The organism is Allomuricauda sp. R78024, assembly GCF_044596045.1.
Classification (GTDB): domain Bacteria; phylum Bacteroidota; class Bacteroidia; order Flavobacteriales; family Flavobacteriaceae; genus Flagellimonas.
The window spans coordinates 3,237,501-3,254,039 of the sequence record NZ_CP138995.1 but is presented as its reverse complement, the minus strand read 5'-3'; the positions used below and the strand labels follow the sequence as shown (position 1 = coordinate 3,254,039).

The 16,539-nt window shown below is 39.6% G+C and carries 14 protein-coding genes, 2 tRNA genes and 2 rRNA genes (1 of these 18 cut by a window edge); 10 read left to right on the top strand and 8 right to left on the bottom strand.

The annotated features are described in order from the left end of the window. Nucleotides 1-15: 15 nt before the first annotated feature. Nucleotides 16-861, bottom strand: coding sequence for a transketolase (locus SJY44_RS14665; protein WP_396590297.1), 846 nt, complete (start codon nt 859-861; stop codon nt 16-18). A 156-nt stretch (nt 862-1,017) separates the two neighbouring features. Here SJY44_RS14665 and tgt point away from each other — a divergent pair, with 156 nt between their 5' ends. The 5 genes from tgt (at nt 1,018) to SJY44_RS14640 (ending at nt 7,322) form a co-directional block, all read left to right on the top strand. Continuing rightward, the gene (gene tgt, locus SJY44_RS14660; RefSeq protein WP_298931066.1) at nt 1,018-2,148 is read left to right on the top strand and encodes a tRNA guanosine(34) transglycosylase Tgt; all 1,131 of its coding nucleotides are present in this window, start codon (nt 1,018-1,020) and stop codon (nt 2,146-2,148) included. Beyond that, nucleotides 2,148-3,230 carry an LptF/LptG family permease gene (locus SJY44_RS14655; protein ID WP_396590296.1) on the top strand — a complete coding sequence of 361 codons (1,083 nt, stop codon included), beginning with the start codon at nt 2,148-2,150 and terminating at the stop codon, nt 3,228-3,230. The genes tgt and SJY44_RS14655 overlap by 1 nt, the downstream gene beginning before the upstream one ends. Before the next feature lie 108 nt (nt 3,231-3,338). Then, the gene (locus tag SJY44_RS14650) at nt 3,339-4,292 is read left to right on the top strand and encodes an acetyl-CoA carboxylase carboxyltransferase subunit alpha (RefSeq protein WP_298931072.1); all 954 of its coding nucleotides are present in this window, start codon (nt 3,339-3,341) and stop codon (nt 4,290-4,292) included. A gap of 167 nt (nt 4,293-4,459) precedes the next feature. Continuing rightward, nucleotides 4,460-6,007 (top strand): replicative DNA helicase, encoded by a 1,548-nt coding sequence (gene dnaB / locus SJY44_RS14645; protein ID WP_396590295.1) that lies wholly within the window; start codon nt 4,460-4,462, stop codon nt 6,005-6,007. Between the two features lie 127 nt (nt 6,008-6,134). Then, nucleotides 6,135-7,322 carry an asparagine synthetase B gene (locus tag SJY44_RS14640; RefSeq protein WP_396590294.1) on the top strand — a complete coding sequence of 396 codons (1,188 nt, stop codon included), beginning with the start codon at nt 6,135-6,137 and terminating at the stop codon, nt 7,320-7,322. Nucleotides 7,323-7,440: 118 nt separating this feature from the next. Here SJY44_RS14640 and SJY44_RS14635 read toward each other — a convergent pair whose 3' ends face one another. Both SJY44_RS14635 and SJY44_RS14630 read right to left on the bottom strand, forming a co-directional pair. Next, on the bottom strand, nt 7,441-7,944 hold the full coding sequence (locus tag SJY44_RS14635; protein WP_396590293.1) for a cupin domain-containing protein: 504 nt from the start codon (nt 7,942-7,944) through the stop codon (nt 7,441-7,443). Then, nucleotides 7,941-8,732, bottom strand: a complete 792-nt coding sequence (locus SJY44_RS14630) for an HAD family hydrolase (RefSeq protein ID WP_396590292.1) — start codon at nt 8,730-8,732, stop codon at nt 7,941-7,943. Before SJY44_RS14630 ends, SJY44_RS14635 begins: the two co-directional genes overlap by 4 nt. Nucleotides 8,733-8,804: 72 nt before the next feature. On the opposite strand from SJY44_RS14630, the gene SJY44_RS14625 reads away from it, so the two are divergent. Beyond that, nucleotides 8,805-9,227 carry a secondary thiamine-phosphate synthase enzyme YjbQ gene (locus SJY44_RS14625; RefSeq protein WP_396590291.1) on the top strand — a complete coding sequence of 141 codons (423 nt, stop codon included), beginning with the start codon at nt 8,805-8,807 and terminating at the stop codon, nt 9,225-9,227. A 427-nt stretch (nt 9,228-9,654) separates the two neighbouring features. Here SJY44_RS14625 and SJY44_RS14620 read toward each other — a convergent pair whose 3' ends face one another. From SJY44_RS14620 to thrS, 5 genes are all read right to left on the bottom strand, one after another. Further along, entirely contained in the window at nt 9,655-9,912 is a 258-nt protein-coding gene (locus SJY44_RS14620) for a hypothetical protein (protein ID WP_396590290.1), read from the bottom strand. Between the two features lie 86 nt (nt 9,913-9,998). Beyond that, complete coding sequence (rplT, locus tag SJY44_RS14615; RefSeq protein WP_298931095.1) at nt 9,999-10,343, bottom strand: 50S ribosomal protein L20; 345 nt, start codon at nt 10,341-10,343, stop codon at nt 9,999-10,001. A 93-nt stretch (nt 10,344-10,436) separates the two neighbouring features. Beyond that, entirely contained in the window at nt 10,437-10,634 is a 198-nt protein-coding gene (rpmI, locus tag SJY44_RS14610; RefSeq protein ID WP_298931098.1) for a 50S ribosomal protein L35, read from the bottom strand. 45 nt (nt 10,635-10,679) lie between these two features. Further along, nucleotides 10,680-11,237, bottom strand: a complete 558-nt coding sequence (gene infC / locus SJY44_RS14605) for a translation initiation factor IF-3 (protein ID WP_396592096.1) — start codon at nt 11,235-11,237, stop codon at nt 10,680-10,682. Between the two features lie 30 nt (nt 11,238-11,267). Beyond that, a complete protein-coding gene (gene thrS / locus SJY44_RS14600) occupies nt 11,268-13,208 on the bottom strand; it encodes a threonine--tRNA ligase (protein WP_298931101.1) in 1,941 nt (646 codons plus the stop codon). 444 nt (nt 13,209-13,652) lie between these two features. On the opposite strand from thrS, the gene SJY44_RS14595 reads away from it, so the two are divergent. The 4 genes from SJY44_RS14595 to SJY44_RS14580 all read left to right on the top strand — a co-directional run. Continuing rightward, nucleotides 13,653-15,174 (top strand): 16S ribosomal RNA (locus SJY44_RS14595). A gap of 98 nt (nt 15,175-15,272) precedes the next feature. Further along, nucleotides 15,273-15,346: transfer RNA gene (locus SJY44_RS14590), tRNA-Ile, on the top strand. Between the two features lie 159 nt (nt 15,347-15,505). After that, a tRNA-Ala gene (locus SJY44_RS14585) sits at nt 15,506-15,579 on the top strand. Between the two features lie 180 nt (nt 15,580-15,759). Next, nucleotides 15,760-16,539: ribosomal RNA gene (locus SJY44_RS14580) — 23S ribosomal RNA — on the top strand; it runs 2,044 nt beyond the window's last position. The 16S and 23S rRNA genes sit together here with 2 tRNA genes alongside, the layout of an rRNA operon.

The following is a 16,539-nucleotide window of genomic DNA, read 5'->3' as shown; positions in this document are numbered from 1 at the left end:
TTGTTGTCTTAAGAATTAATAATCACCTAAAGTTTCTGGGTTTTGCGCCAATGCTGTTTCTAATTGTTCATCACTTGGGGCCTTACCGTGCCAAGCATGGGTATGCATCATAAAATCAACGCCATTACCCATCATTGTAGTCATTACTACACAAACAGGTTTTCCTTTTCCAGTTCTGCTTTTTGCTTCATTTAAACCAGCTATGACTTGTTTTAGATCATTACCATTTTCAATTTCCAAAACATCCCATCCAAAAACTCTAAATTTCTCAGCAACATCACCTAGTGGCAATACATCATCTGTAGATCCATCTATTTGTTGTCCATTTAAATCAATGGTAGCAATATAATTATCTACCTTGTTTCCGGCAGCATACATAATGGCTTCCCAATTTTGTCCTTCCTGCAATTCTCCATCGCCATGTAAACTATAAATCAAATGATTGTCTCCATTCAACTTTTTAGCTAAAGCAGCCCCAATAGCTACTGACATGCCTTGACCCAAGGAACCAGATGCAATGCGAATTCCTGGAAGCCCTTCATGTGTTGTGGGATGACCTTGCAAACGAGAATTTATCAATCTAAAGGTGTTCAATTCTTCAATGGGGAAATATCCTTTTCTGGCCAAGACACTATAAAATACGGGTGAGATATGACCGTTTGAAAGGAAGAAAAGATCTTCTCCATTTCCATCCATATCAAAACCATCTTTTAACTCCATGATTTCGTTATATAGTGCAACAAAAAATTCGGTACAACCTAAAGAACCTCCAGGATGCCCTGAGTTTACTTTGTGGACCATTCTTAAAATGTCTCTTCGGACCTGGGTCACTAAATTCTGTAATTCTTGAGTGCTTGGCATTGTGTTAATTTTATTGTGTCAAAAGTAACCGCATTCACTTTGTTAAACAAGCGACTGTGGATTATTTTACGAAACGCTTTGCGTAAACAAACTTTATTTTTTTGTTAAGGCTTTGTGGAAATGAGTTGGCTATATTTGCCCTTTTAAAAGCAATAATTGAAGTTTACTCTAGAGAAAAAGGATAATCTTAGTAAAGCAAGGGCTGGCGAATTGTCCACTGACCACGGCATTATACAGACACCTATATTTATGCCCGTGGGAACGGTAGCTTCTGTAAAAGGCGTACATCAACGCGAGTTAAAGGATGAAATAAACCCAGACATTATACTTGGTAACACCTACCATTTATACTTGCGTCCAGGAACTGAAATTTTAGAACAAGCCGGTGGACTGCATAAGTTTATGGGTTGGGATAGAAATATTTTGACTGATAGTGGCGGATACCAGGTGTATTCCCTTTCTGCTAATAGAAAGATTAATGAAGAAGGAGTAAACTTTAAATCTCATATTGACGGATCGAACCATTTTTTCACTCCAGAAAATGTAATGGAAATACAGCGAGTCATTGGCGCGGACATTATCATGGCTTTTGATGAGTGTACACCGTATCCTTGTGATTACAATTATGCAAAACGCTCTATGCATATGACCCATAGATGGTTGGATAGATGTATTTCGCATTTGGAAAAGCTTCCATATAAATATGGGTATTCCCAAAGCTTTTTCCCTATTGTTCAAGGTTCAACCTATAAAGATTTAAGAAAGCAATCCGCAGAATACATTGCTTCTGTAGGTGCAGAAGGAAACGCCATAGGAGGACTTTCCGTAGGAGAGCCAGCAGAAGAAATGTATGAGATGGCGGAAATTGTCTGCGATATTCTTCCTGAGGATAAACCAAGATATTTAATGGGTGTAGGTACACCAATAAATATTCTAGAAAATATTGCTTTGGGTGTTGATATGTTTGATTGTGTAATGCCTACTCGTAATGCACGTAATGGAATGTTGTTTACGGCACATGGAACGATCAACATTAAAAATAAGAAGTGGGAAGCAGATTTTTCCCCTATTGATGATATGGGAATCACTTTTGTGGATACAGAATATTCCAAAGCATATTTAAGACATTTGTTTGCCGCTAATGAATATTTAGGCAAGCAAATTGCAACAATACATAACCTTGGTTTTTACCTTTGGTTGGTGCGTACGGCAAGAGAGCGTATTTTAGCAGGGGATTTTCTTGAGTGGAAAACCAGAATGGTACAACAAATGGATAAAAGACTCTAATGCTTACCATACTTGATAGATATATTTTAAAACGCTATTTGGTTACCTTCCTAGGAATGCTTTTGCTCTTTGTTCCCATTGGTATAATGGCCAACTTGGCGGAAAAGGTGGGTAAAATTATAGACAACGAAGCGCCTTTAAGTGAAGTCATTGTGTTTTATGGGAACTTCACTTTGGTTATTGGTAATTTGCTACTCCCTATTTTCCTCTTCTTATCCATTATATTTTTTACCTCTAAATTGGCAAGTAACACAGAAATAGTTGCTATTCTGAGTTCTGGTGTTTCTTATGGTCGTTTTTTAAGACCTTATTTTATAGGTGCTACTTTGGTGGCAATCCTAATTTTTATGATGGGTATGTTTATTGTTCCGCATGCTAGTATAGGATACAATGAATTTGAGTATAAATACTTTAAAAAAGGACGACAGGATAGGGTCACCAGTAATATTTTTAATCAGCTAAATGAGGATGATTATATCTATGTAAGCAGTTTTGATCCAAATAGAAAGATTGGATACAATTTTACTTACGAACATTTTGATTCAATCAAAAAATTGGATTATAAGATTTCTGCTACGAACATCAGATGGATAGAGAAAGATAGTATCTACAGACTGACCAATTATGTGAAAAGAAAACTTCGTAATGATGTTGAGATTATGGAAACTAAAAGAAGGCTAGACACCCTCTTTACCTTTAAAATAGAAGATCTAACCCCGGTATCCTATGTTGCTGAGACCAAGAATTTGTTTGAACTGAACAAATTTATAGAAGACCAAAAACAAAAAGGAGCTTCGAATATCAATGCATATGTTTTGGTTAAGTACAAAAGATGGGCATTGCCTATTACAGCTTTTGTCCTTACAATCATTGCTGTTGCGGTTTCTTCTGTAAAAAGAAGAGGTGGAATGGGCTTAAATTTAGCGTTTGGTATTGGAGTGGCCTTTATCTACATCTTTTTTGATAAAGTTTTTGGAACGCTAGCTGAGCAATCTGGTTTTTCACCCTTATTAGCAGTTGTAATTCCCAACCTAATCTTTGGTGTTTTTGCAGTTTACATACTTATACAGGCCAAACGATGATAACAAAACATCTTTTCTTCACTTGATAATTAGTAAATCGAGTGCTAAAGAGTGTCCTTTAAAGTTTTATATTTGTCCCCATTATATTTTTTCTGAAACCAACTTTCCATGGAGTATTTAGATTTTGAACTTCCCATTAAAGAACTTGAAGACCAACTTCAAAAATGTATGATTATTGGAGAAGAAAGTGACGTTGATGTTACTGAAACCTGTCAGCAAATTGAAAAGAAGTTAGGTGAGACTCGAAAGGACATCTATAAAAATTTGACCGCATGGCAACGAGTACAGTTGTCCAGGCATCCAAATAGGCCGTATACCATGGACTATATTAATGCTATCTGTGGCGATACGTTTCTGGAACTTCATGGTGATAGAAATGTAAAGGATGATAAAGCCATGATTGGTGGTTTGGGTAAGATCGGAGATCAGAGTTATATGTTCGTTGGTCAACAAAAAGGATACAATACCAAAACCCGTCAATACAGAAATTTTGGAATGGCCAACCCAGAAGGCTATAGAAAAGCTTTACGCTTGATGAAGTCAGCGGAGAAGTTTGGCATTCCAGTAGTTTGCCTTATTGATACTCCGGGAGCCTATCCAGGAATTGAAGCTGAAGAAAGAGGGCAAGGGGAAGCTATTGCTCGTAATATTTTGGAAATGACACGCCTTAAAGTACCTATCATAGTTGTAATTATTGGTGAAGGAGCTTCAGGAGGTGCATTGGGAATTGGAGTAGGTGACAAGGTGTTGATGCTAGAAAACACATGGTACTCTGTAATTTCACCAGAATCTTGTTCTTCTATACTTTGGAGAAGCTGGGAATATAAAGAACAAGCAGCTGATGCATTGAAACTTACTGCAACAGATATGAAAAAGCAGAAGCTTGTTGATGAGATTGTACGTGAACCATTGGGCGGTGCGCATACCAATAGAGAAAAAACTTTCGAGACGGTAAAGAATAAAATTTCAGCACATTTTGAGGAACTTCAAAAGTTATCACCAAAAGATTTGGTAAAAACCCGAATGGAAAAATACGCTGAGATGGGTGTTTTTGACGGGTAATCACTGTTTACTAGCTCTTACTTCTTTTTGTTAATTTTTTTCTTCAAACATTTTCATGTTATTAACAGATTTTCTTAGTTATCAACATTAATTTTGTTGAACACCTGTGAACATCGCAGTTGGTCAATTTAAAGTTAACTAAAGGTTAATTACCTACTTTCGCACCTATGGACAAGCCTAGCCCAATTATTGGTCATAAAGTTGATAAGTCAACTCTCATTAGCTTAGAGAGAGGTAAAATACCTCCTCAAGCAGTTGATTTAGAGGAGGTTGTCCTTGGAGCGATGATGATTGACAAAAAGGGCGTGGACGAAGTAATAGATATCCTACATCCTGATGCTTTTTATAAGGATGCTCATCGTTATATCTACGAATCGATCTTCAAATTGTTCGAATCTTCCGAACCAGTGGATTTATTAACCGTTTCTTCTCAATTGAAGAAGGATGGACGATTAGAACTTGTTGGAGGTGACTTTTACCTGATAAAACTAACGCAGAAAGTGGCTTCTTCTGCCCATATTGAGTTTCACGCAAGGATTATCCTTCAAAAATATATTCAAAGGAGCTTAATAAAAATCTCCAACGAAATCATTGAGGATTCATATAGTGATTCCAAAGACGTTTTTGACCTTTTGGACAATGCGGAGGCAAAATTATATGAAGTCACCCAAGGTAATCTAAAGCGTTCAGCAGAGACCGCTCAAAATTTGGTTATCCAGGCCAAAAAGAAGATTGAAGAGATTTCAAACAAAGAAGGCTTAAGTGGAATTCCTTCTGGTTTTGATAAAGTTGACAAATTAACATCTGGCTGGCAGCCTAGTGATTTAATTATTGTTGCCGCTAGGCCTGGTATGGGTAAAACGGCACTTACGCTTTCTATGGCGAGAAATATAGCCGTGAATTCAGAAATACCGGTGGCTTTCTTCTCTTTGGAAATGTCATCCGTACAATTGATAACAAGATTGATTTCTTCAGAAACAGGCCTTTCATCAGAAAAATTAAGAACGGGGAGATTAGAAAAGCATGAATGGGAGCAATTGAATGTAAAGGTAAAAGCATTGGAAAAAGCTCCTTTGTTTATTGATGATACACCTTCACTATCCATTTTTGATTTACGTGCAAAAGCAAGAAGATTGGCATCCCAGCATGGTATAAAACTTATTGTAATTGATTATTTGCAGTTGATGACCGCTGGTGGAAGTCAAAAAGGAGGTAACCGTGAACAAGAGATTTCCACTATTTCTAGAAACCTAAAGGCATTGGCCAAGGAACTAAGTGTTCCTGTTATAGCACTTTCCCAGTTATCAAGGGCCGTAGAGACCAGAGGCGGTAGTAAACGACCTATTCTTTCAGATTTAAGGGAATCTGGTGCTATTGAACAAGATGCGGATATTGTATCATTTATTTATCGCCCAGAATACTACAAAATTGATGAATGGGATGATGAGGAACGTACCCCAACACAGGGTCAAGCGGAATTTATTGTGGCAAAGCACCGTAATGGGGGATTGGATAATATTAGGTTAAAGTTTGTGGGTGCACTGGGTAAATTTGATAACTTGGATGACTTTGATTCCCCATTCGAATTTCAATCGAAGATGAATGCGGATGAAGAAAATCCCTTTGCTACACCAAATCTGCCAAGTGCGAACGAGGCTTTTGGTAGTGCAATGAACAGTGATGATGATCCAGATGATAACGACGTACCTTTTTAAAACTATCTCTCTTTTATTACCCTGTCCAGTGACTCTGAGCTTGTCGAAGGGGCAGTCGAGAGGTTTTGTATTTATATTTTTTATTTTATTCTATTTTCAATCTTTTGGCTCTGCAATTCTTATTCCTATGGATTCCGAGAGTCAGGAAAATCATTTAAAAGCGTACGGTATTACATATTGGGTACTCACCAAACAACAAAAAGTCCAATGGTTGTTGAATTACCGAGGAGGTTCTTTCTTACTGCCCGATGGAGAAGTTATTAGGAAAGAATGCCAAATTAGAGGAGTGTCTTTTGAAGTGCTTTCGGATGCTCAAGCAGAATCTATTTTAGATGAAATTAGCAGCCCTTCTCAAAATCAGGATGCTGTTATTCTGGAGAAGGCTCCAAAGATTGCGGTTTATTCACCCAAGGGAAATTTACCATGGGATGATGCTGTTACTATGGTACTTACCTATGCTGAAATTCCTTATGTTACCATTTATGATGAGGAAGTACTCAGTGATAAATTGGTTTTATATGATTGGTTGCATTTACACCACGAAGATTTTACGGGACAGTATGGTAAGTTTTATGGTGCCTACCGGGCAGCACCTTGGTATATTGAAGGCAAGGCAGAAGCTGAAGCTTTAGCACAAAAGTTGGGCTTTTCCAAAGTTTCTGAAGAGAAGAGGGCTGTGGCTTTAAAAATTAGGAACTACGTTATTGGAGGGGGCTTTATGTTCGCCATGTGTTCGGCCACAGACAGTTTTGACATCGCTTTAGCTGCAGAAAACGTTGATATATGCGAGCCCATGTTTGATGGTGACCCATCAGATGCAAATTACCAGGGCAAGCTGGATTACGGAAACACTTTCGCCTTTACTAATTTTATTCTTGAACGCAATCCGTTACGGTACGAGTTTTCTTCTATTGATATGACAAATAAAAGAAGAAATGTTCCTAAGGAGTCAGACTATTTTTCCCTGATGGAATTCTCTGCAAAGTGGGACCCGGTTCCAACAATGCTAACACAGAATCATACGGCTTTGGTAAAAGGTTTTATGGGACAGACAACATCATTTACAAGAGATAAGGTAAAACCAGCAGTAATGGTTCTGGGAGAAAACAAAATAAATGGAGAAGCACGTTATCTTCATGGAATAAAAGGGAAGGGCTTTTTTACTTTTTATGGCGGCCATGACCCGGAAGATTATCAACATCGTGTAGGAGACCCAAAGACGGAATTGGAACTGCATCCAACCTCTCCAGGGTATCGACTCATTTTAAACAACGTCTTGTTTCCTGCAGCACGCAAAAAGAAACAAAAGACCTAGAAATTTCAAGAAGACTTTACAGCTGGGTTATACTAATATTTATGAAGACCGCATCCAAAGAAGTTTTATCAATAGTAACTTGATTTGATATGCAGTTTTTTAGTAACTCCATTTGGGTTTAGGAATGTGTTAGCCCAGTGATAATTTCTTTGTGTTCAGGAAATTTTGCAATTAGCTCTTTCCTGCCGGGTAATTCAAAGTCTTTGAAATCGAAACCAGGAGAAACGGAACACCCTGCAAATGAATAATCATTGGTAGTAATAGTTTTAGCAGCGAACCAGTGATTCCCTGGAACCACAAATTGTGGAATCTGGCCTTCAGAAAAATTGGTTCCAATAATTTGCTCAGAATACACGCCCTCTTCTGAAATAATATATAGTTTGATGGGCGCCCCAGCGTAAAAATGCCAAATTTCGTCTTGCTTTATTTTATGAAAAGCAGAGAAAGTATCAGACGTCAATAAAAAATAAATGCAAGTGGCATAGTTACGATTGCCTTGGTAACTCTGAGGTAAAGAGTTCTTGTCTATCTCTCCGCTACTTCTATAAGTCTCTTTAAAGTACCCCCCTTCTGGGTGTGGACTTAAATCAAACTTTTCAATTATTTCTTCAATTTTTGTCATAGCATTTTTTCCAAAATATGTTCTACACCAAAATCATTGTTGCTCAAGGTAATATACTTTGCTATTTCTTGAACATTGGGATGTGCATTGGCCATGGCAAAACTATAATTGGATAGCTGTAACATTTCCAAATCATTGTTGTAATCGCCAAATACCATGATTTCATCTGAGGTAACCCCATACTCTTGCATCAGCTTTTCCAACGCATATCCTTTGTGTGCGTTTTTATGCGAAACATCCACCCAATTGGAACCAGATACTTTTACTTTTAAAGAATCTTTAAGATGCTTTACTACTGGATAAATATGTTGTTCAGAATTTTCAAAATGATAGATAGCAACTTTTAGAACTTCATCTTTCACTTTAGTTTGATCTTCTACAATCTCAAATTCAGTATAATACTCCCGAAGCATTTCCAAAAACTCACCCGAGTTGCCGTTTACATAGGCACTGTCTTTACTGCATAATACTGGATGCGCATTAATAGTTGTTGTAATTAAAGAAAGTATAGTGTCAACATTATTTTTATCAATTGGAGTAGTCAACAATACTTCTTCTTTTCTTTTTACGAAAGCCCCATTTTCAGCAACAAAAATAACATCATCTTGAATAGTTTCTAACTTATCCACCATACTGTGGTATTGTCTTCCACTTGCAGCCACAAACTGAATGTTTTTCTGTTTGAGTTCTTTGTGAATTTCAAAGAAGCGATTACTTACTTCATGCTTGGAGTTTAGCAATGTGCCATCCATATCGGATACCACCATTTTTATCTTTGATAAGTCCATTACGTATTTTAGAAATGCAAAGGTATGTGTTGAATAAGGAATGATGTAAAGTTTGTATTAATTTCACAGATTATGAAATGTTATCAATCTGAAATAAGACTTAAGCCCTATAATAGAGGGTTTCATTTGATTAATGATATAATTATTGACTCTTTTCCAGAAATCGAGAAGATACGGTCAGGTATGTTGCAGGTTTTTATTAAACACACTTCTGCAGCGTTGACGATAAATGAGAATGCTGATCCAACGGTTCGTGTTGATTTTGAAAGTCATTTTAATAAGATGGTTCCTGAGGACGCTCCATATTTTATTCACACTTATGAAGGGCCGGATGATATGCCCGCGCATATTAAAGCATCTTTGTTGGGAAGCTCTGTTCAAGTCCCAATAACCAATGGAAAATTGAACCTAGGAATCTGGCAAGGAATTTATTTGTGTGAACACAGAAATCATGCGACTGGAAGGAAATTGGTATTGACAGCATTTGGTTCATGATATATTCAATGGACTTCCATCTTAACGTTATTTAAACAGCTTTTTGCTAATTTTTTTAGCCCATATTTTGTACATCTTCTTGGAAGGATGAAGACTGTCTGAAGCAATCAACGAAGGATTTACAGCCGCATTTCTGGAAGACTGTGTTATTTCAATAAACATGACATTGCGTTTTTTAGCTTCTTCTTCAATAATGGTGTTGTAATTATTCAGCTCTTTTACAATCTTTTTTTGTCCCTTAATCTGGCAAAAGGAGTTACATTCCAGTCTGGTAAGGATAGGACAAAAACATTTTTAGGATTGTTTTGTGCCAACGCAATACTGGTGTCTAAAAGTTTGGGAAATTCTTCTTTAAATATATTGATGTCTTTGCCTTTATATTGGTTGTTAACCCCTATTAAAAGAGAAACCAGTCCATAAGAAGGGGCTAATTGCTGAGATTCAATAGTTTTAAAAGGTCAGTTGAGGTCCAGCCAGCTTTTGCTAGAATTTCTGGAGTATTTACTGAAGTTCCTTTTTTCTTTAAAATTTGAACTAGTTGCTCGGGCCAACTATTAATGGTTGATTCACTGGTAGCTGCAGTGTAACTATCACCTAAAGCCAAAAATGAAATACTTTCATTTTGACCAATTGAAGTTATAGGTCCCAATAGTAAAAGGAGTAATACTGGAATACGTTTGAACATTGAAAAGATATTGAGCCCTTAAAATACAAAAATCCCGCTCAATTGAGCGGGATTTTAATAAGCGGGGTAAGTGTTTATAATAACTCTTATTTTACTCTTTCAACAACTGCTTTAAAAGCATCTGGGTGGTTCATTGCCAAATCGGCCAGAACTTTTCTGTTAAGTTCTATACCATTGGATTTTACCTTGCCCATAAATTGAGAGTAAGACATTCCGTGCATTCTTGCTCCAGCATTAATACGGGTAATCCAAAGTGCGCGGAAATTACGTTTTTTGTTTCTTCTATCTCGGTAGGCGTAAAGCATTGCTTTTTCTACCGCATTTTTGGCTACTGTCCAGACGTTTTTGCGTCTTCCAAAGTAACCCTTGGCCTGCTTCATTATTTTTTTTCTTCTAGCTCTTGAAGCAACTGAATTTACTGATCTTGGCATAATGTTTCATTTTTTTGTAGTAGGCGGTCAATTTTTGACACTTTTAAAAGCCTAACTCCATGGTTAATAATTAATGTACCGAATTGCAAACAATTATTTTAAACGTAATTGTTCTTTAATACTGTTAACATCAGCTTCATGTACTAATGTAGAGTGTGTTAACTTAAGCTTACGCTTTTTAGACTTTTTAGTCAAAATATGACTCTTAAAAGCGTGCTTTCTTTTGATTTTACCTGTGCCGGTAAGCTTAAAACGCTTTTTGGCACTGGATTTTGTTTTCATCTTAGGCATTTTCTCCTCTTTATATATTACTGCTGAAAATAATCAGCATCCCGCTTACTTTTTACTGGCTTTGGGAGCTAAGAACATAGTCATTCGCTTTCCTTCCAGTTTTGGCATCTGTTCCACTTTTCCTAATTCTTCAAGCTCTTGTGCCAATTTTAATAACAATATTTCACCTTGATCCTTATAAACAATGGACCGTCCTTTAAAAAAGACGTAAGCTTTGAGCTTGGCACCATCCTTTAAGAATTTTTCAGCATGTCGCTTCTTAAATTCGTAATCATGGTCATCCGTTTGTGGACCAAATCGTATTTCCTTAACGATTACTTTGGTCGCCTTGGCTTTCATCGCCTTGTCGCGTTTCTTTTGCTCATAAAGAAACTTTTTGTAATCTATAATTTTACAAACTGGTGGAATGGCTTTTGGAGAAATCTCCACCAAATCCAATTCCAGTTCGTTAGCTTTTACCAATGCTTGTGGAGTAGGATATACTCCAACTTCAACATTATCTCCAACAAGCCTAACTTCTGGAGCTGTAATACTTTCATTGATATTGTGAGGGTTTTTATTTTCCCTCCTAGGTTGGGGCCTAAATCTTCTTCGTATTGCTATGACGTGTGTTTTTAATTAAACTAAATTTTGTTAAAACGACTTTAAGGTACTATTTATTTCAGTAGATACCAAGTCGGAAAATTCACCTATGCTTAAACTACCTACATCTTCACCTCCATGCCTTCTAACAGATATGGTTTCAGATGCTTCTTCCTGCTCACCAACGATGAGCATGAACGGGATTTTTTTAAGCTCAGCCTCACGGATTTTTTTCCCTACCGTCTCATTCCTATTATCAATGAGCGCGCGAATTTCGTGATTTTCTAAAGAACTTAAAACTTTTTCTGCATATTTTTCGTGTTTCTCGCTGACGGGTAATATAATAGCCTGCACAGGAATGAGCCATAATGGAAAGTTTCCGCCAGTGTGTTCTAGTAACAATGCTATAAAACGTTCCATGCTTCCAAAAGGAGCTCGGTGAATCATTATTGGCCTATGTAGCTCATTATCACTGCCTTTATAAGTAAGGTCAAAGCGTTCAGGCAAGTTGTAATCTACCTGAATAGTACCCAGTTGCCATTTTCTTCCAAGAGCATCTTTCACCATAAAATCCAGCTTTGGGCCATAAAATGCGGCTTCTCCACTTTCAATTACATAATTCAATCCTTTTTCTTCTGCAGCATTAATAATGGCTTGCTCTGCTTTCTCCCAGTTCTCCACATCGCCAATATACTTTTCAGGTTTTTCTAAATCGCGAACAGAAACCTGTGCGGTAAAATTTTCGAAACCTAAGGAACCCAATACATATAAAGAAAGATCAATGACTTTTTTAAACTCGTCATTTAACTGATCCGGTGTACAGAAGATATGTGCATCATCTTGTGTAAAACCCCTAACGCGAGTAAGTCCGTGTAATTCACCACTTTGCTCATACCTATATACAGTACCAAACTCAGCATAGCGTACAGGTAGGTCCTTATAACTAAAAGGGCTGCTATTATAGATTTCGCAATGGTGAGGGCAGTTCATTGGTTTTAGCAAAAACTCCTCATCTTCTTTTGGGGTATGAATAGGTTGAAAACTGTCTTCGCCATATTTTGCATAATGGCCAGATGTTACATAAAGTTCTTTCTGTCCAATATGTGGCGTTACTACCATTTCATAACCAGCCTTTTTTTGGGCTTTTTTTAAAAATTGTTCCAAACGCTCGCGCAAAGCTGCACCTTTAGGAAGCCACAAGGGAAGCCCTTGTCCAACTTTTTTAGAAAAAGTAAACAGTTCCAGTTCTTTCCCCAATTTTCTATGGTCTCGTTTTTTTGCCTCTTCTAAAAGTTCAAGATATTCAGTAAGCTCTTTCTGTTTGGGAAATGAAATCCCGTAAACTCTAGTCAATTGCTTATTATTCTCATCTCCCCTCCAATAGGCACCAGCAACGCTCAATACTTTTATGGCTTTGATGATTCCTGTATTGGGAATATGTCCACCACGGCATAAATCAGTAAATGAACTATGGTCACAAAAAGTAATGGTGCCATCTTCAAGATTTTCAATAAGCTCTACCTTATATTCATTATCCTGATTTTTATAATAAGTAAGTGCTTCTGCTTTAGAGACACTCCGCATTTTATAATCATGTTTACCCCTTGCAATTTCCAATGCCTTCTTTTCAATCTCAGGAAAATCTTTTTCAGAAATAGAATGCTCCCCAAAATCAACATCATAGTAGAATCCATTTTCAATGGAAGGACCTATGGTTAGTTTTATACCTGGGTACAATTCTTCCAATGCTTGTGCAAGAACATGCGAAGTAGAATGCCAAAAAGCTTTCTTGCCTTCATCATTGTTCCATGTATATAGGGTTAAGGTGCCATCATGGGTAAGTGGCGTTATAGTTTCCACAACAGTATCATTGAATTTTGCCGAAATAACATTTCTGGCCAACCCTTCACTAATGCCTTTCGCAATCTCCATTGGGGTAGTGCCTTCAGAAACTTTCTTTATTGCGCCGTCTGGCAATGTAATCTCAATCATTTGTTCTCCTTCTTTTAGATGGTGCGCAAAGATACTATCTTGTGTTGATGCTTACAATAGCATAAGACGTTCAATCGATAGATGGCATCCAATCAAGACTTTAGTGTATTTCGTACTTAGATTACAATGGGGCAAGATAATGAATACTACACTTTTTTTGGTTTTAAGTAAATGATTTTCAAATACTTATATTTTTTTTTGATTTTTTTTTGAAATTGTTTTGTTGTATCATTTAAACCTCTCTATATTTGCACCCGCTTAGCTGATAAGGCTAGGTTGAAAGAGAGAGGGGGAAAGGCCTTTTTTAGGGTTTATTTTTTTCTTTTTGATTTAGAGAAGTTCATTAACATATTGTATAGACAGCGTAAAAGAGAATAACAAAGAACCATTTTGATGTCAAGGACTTGGTTGTTGTTTGGGAGTTGAATAGATATTTAACGATAGACAATGAAGAGTTTGATCCTGGCTCAGGATGAACGCTAGCGGCAGGCCTAACACATGCAAGTCGAGGGGTAACGGGGAAGCTTGCTTCCGCCGACGACCGGCGCACGGGTGCGGAACGCGTATGGAACCTGCCCCTGTCAGGGGAATAGCCCAGAGAAATTTGGATTAATGCCCCATGGTATCGCGAAGACACATGTTTTTGCGATTAAAGATTTATCGGACAGGGATGGCCATGCGTACCATTAGTTAGTTGGTGAGGTAACGGCTTACCAAGGCAGCGATGGTTAGGGGCCCTGAGAGGGGGATCCCCCACACTGGTACTGAGACACGGACCAGACTCCTACGGGAGGCAGCAGTGAGGAATATTGGACAATGGTCGGGAGACTGATCCAGCCATGCCGCGTGCAGGATGACTGCCCTATGGGTTGTAAACTGCTTTTATACGGGAAGAAACGCATCTACGTGTAGGTGTCTGACGGTACCGTAAGAATAAGGACCGGCTAACTCCGTGCCAGCAGCCGCGGTAATACGGAGGGTCCGAGCGTTATCCGGAATCATTGGGTTTAAAGGGTCCGTAGGCGGGCCATTAAGTCAGGGGTGAAAGTCTGCAGCTCAACTGTAGAATTGCCTTTGATACTGGTGGTCTTGAGTCGTTGTGAAGTGGCCGGAACATGTGGTGTAGCGGTGAAATGCATAGATATCACATAGAACACCGATTGCGAAGGCAGGTCACTAACAACGTACTGACGCTGATGGACGAAAGCGTGGGTAGCGAACGGGATTAGATACCCCGGTAGTCCACGCCGTAAACGATGGATACTAGCTGTCGGGACTTCGGTCTCGGCGGCCAAGCGAAAGTGATAAGTATCCCACCTGGGGAGTACGTTCGCAAGAATGAAACTCAAAGGAATTGACGGGGGCCCGCACAAGCGGTGGAGCATGTGGTTTAATTCGATGATACGCGAGGAACCTTACCAGGGCTTAAATGTAGTATGACAGGACTAGAGATAGTTTTTTCTTCGGACATATTACAAGGTGCTGCATGGTTGTCGTCAGCTCGTGCCGTGAGGTGTCAGGTTAAGTCCTATAACGAGCGCAACCCCTACCGTTAGTTGCCAGCATGTAAAGATGGGGACTCTAACGGGACTGCCGGTGCAAACCGTGAGGAAGGTGGGGACGACGTCAAATCATCACGGCCCTTACGTCCTGGGCCACACACGTGCTACAATGGCCGGTACAGAGGGAAGCCACCCCGTAAGGGGGCGCGGATCTATAAAACCGGTCACAGTTCGGATCGGGGTCTGCAACTCGACCCCGTGAAGCTGGAATCGCTAGTAATCGGATATCAGCCATGATCCGGTGAATACGTTCCCGGGCCTTGTACACACCGCCCGTCAAGCCATGGAAGCCGGGAGTGCCTGAAGTCCGTCACCGCAAGGAGCGGCCTAGGGCAAAATCGGTAACTAGGGCTAAGTCGTAACAAGGTAGCCGTACCGGAAGGTGCGGCTGGAACACCTCCTTTCTAGAGAAAAGACGACCGGACATTATCCGGGTCCGTCATCGAGGTGGTCCTTTTTTCTTTTATGCTGTCTTATAATATGTTTTTAAAATACTGGCTACAGTCTCATAGCTCAGCTGGTTAGAGCGCTACACTGATAATGTAGAGGTCGGCAGTTCGAGTCTGCCTGAGACTACAGATCAAGCCAATGGCTTGTGCATGGGGGTTTTGGGAACGGGACTTTCAAACGTTCATTAAATATTGAAGGAAATTTTAGAAGTTGGGTATCCCAAGTTGACGTATAGGTCATCAATTAACTGATAACTGTTAACTGATAGCCGGCTACTGAAAAACAGGGGAATTAGCTCAGCTGGCTAGAGCGCCTGCCTTGCACGCAGGAGGTCACCGGTTCGACTCCGGTATTCTCCACAACGGCGTAAAAGCTGTCCACGGCATATTTTTTTTGCCAGTGGCGGCCCGCCACAAGTTCATTGACATATTGGGACGGAGCGTGATGGTTTACACCATCATGGCGAAGTCAAAAAAGAAACACGAAGTAGAATAGAATATAATAAAGGATTACGAGGGCATTTGTACTTAGGTACGAGTGCGACAAGCAAAAGAAGGGCGTATGGGGGATGCCTGGGCTCTCAGAGGCGAAGAAGGACGTGATAAGCTGCGAAAAGCCACGGGGAACTGCACACGAGTGTTGATCCGTGGATATCCGAATGGGGCAACCCGGCTGGTTGAAGGCCAGTCACACCGCAAGGTGGGCAAACCCGCTGAACTGAAACATCTAAGTAGGCGGAGGAAGAGAAAACAAAAGTGATTCCGATAGTAGTGGCGAGCGAAATCGGATTAGTCCAAACCATTGTTGTTTCGGCAACAATGGGGTTGTAGGACCACGATATTTGGTGCGCAATGAATTAGAACCCTTTGGAAAGAGGGGCCGTAGACGGTGACAGCCCGGTACAAGTAAAGCGCGTTACCAATAGTGGTATCCTGAGTAGTGCGGGGCACGTGAAACCCTGTATGAATCCGGCGGGACCATCCGCCAAGACTAAATACTCCTGAGAGACCGATAGTGAACCAGTACCGTGAGGGAAAGGTGAAAAGAACCGTGAATAACGGAGTGAAAGAGATCCTGAAACCATACGCCTACAAGCGGTCGGAGCCCTTTGGGGTGACGGCGTGCCTTTTGCATAATGAGCCTACGAGTTACTTTTACTGGCAAGGTTAAGCACTTCAGGTGCGCAGCCGTAGCGAAAGCGAGTCTGAACAGGGCGCCACAGTCAGTAGTAGTAGACGCGAAACCGTGCGATCTACCCATGGGCAGGTTGAAGCTGTGGTAACACACAGTGGAGGACCGAACCCGTTGACGTTGAAAAG

Excerpts from the sequence above, each read along its gene's own strand:
- SJY44_RS14630 (WP_396590292.1), bottom strand. The coding sequence starts at position 8,732 with ATGGACTTATCAAAGATAAAAATGGTGGTATCCGATATGGATGGCACA.
- thrS (WP_298931101.1), bottom strand. The coding sequence starts at position 13,208 with ATGATTGAGATTACATTGCCAGACGGCGCAATAAAGAAAGTTTCTGAA.
- rplT (WP_298931095.1), bottom strand. The coding sequence starts at position 10,343 with ATGCCAAGATCAGTAAATTCAGTTGCTTCAAGAGCTAGAAGAAAAAAA.
- SJY44_RS14665 (WP_396590297.1), bottom strand. The coding sequence starts at position 861 with ATGCCAAGCACTCAAGAATTACAGAATTTAGTGACCCAGGTCCGAAGA.
- SJY44_RS14650 (WP_298931072.1), top strand. The coding sequence starts at position 3,339 with ATGGAGTATTTAGATTTTGAACTTCCCATTAAAGAACTTGAAGACCAA.
- SJY44_RS14620 (WP_396590290.1), bottom strand. The coding sequence starts at position 9,912 with ATGTTCAAACGTATTCCAGTATTACTCCTTTTACTATTGGGACCTATA.
- rpmI (WP_298931098.1), bottom strand. The coding sequence starts at position 10,634 with ATGCCTAAGATGAAAACAAAATCCAGTGCCAAAAAGCGTTTTAAGCTT.
- SJY44_RS14655 (WP_396590296.1), top strand. The coding sequence starts at position 2,148 with ATGCTTACCATACTTGATAGATATATTTTAAAACGCTATTTGGTTACC.
- SJY44_RS14635 (WP_396590293.1), bottom strand. The coding sequence starts at position 7,944 with ATGACAAAAATTGAAGAAATAATTGAAAAGTTTGATTTAAGTCCACAC.
- dnaB (WP_396590295.1), top strand. The coding sequence starts at position 4,460 with ATGGACAAGCCTAGCCCAATTATTGGTCATAAAGTTGATAAGTCAACT.
- SJY44_RS14640 (WP_396590294.1), top strand. The coding sequence starts at position 6,135 with ATGGATTCCGAGAGTCAGGAAAATCATTTAAAAGCGTACGGTATTACA.
- SJY44_RS14625 (WP_396590291.1), top strand. The coding sequence starts at position 8,805 with ATGAAATGTTATCAATCTGAAATAAGACTTAAGCCCTATAATAGAGGG.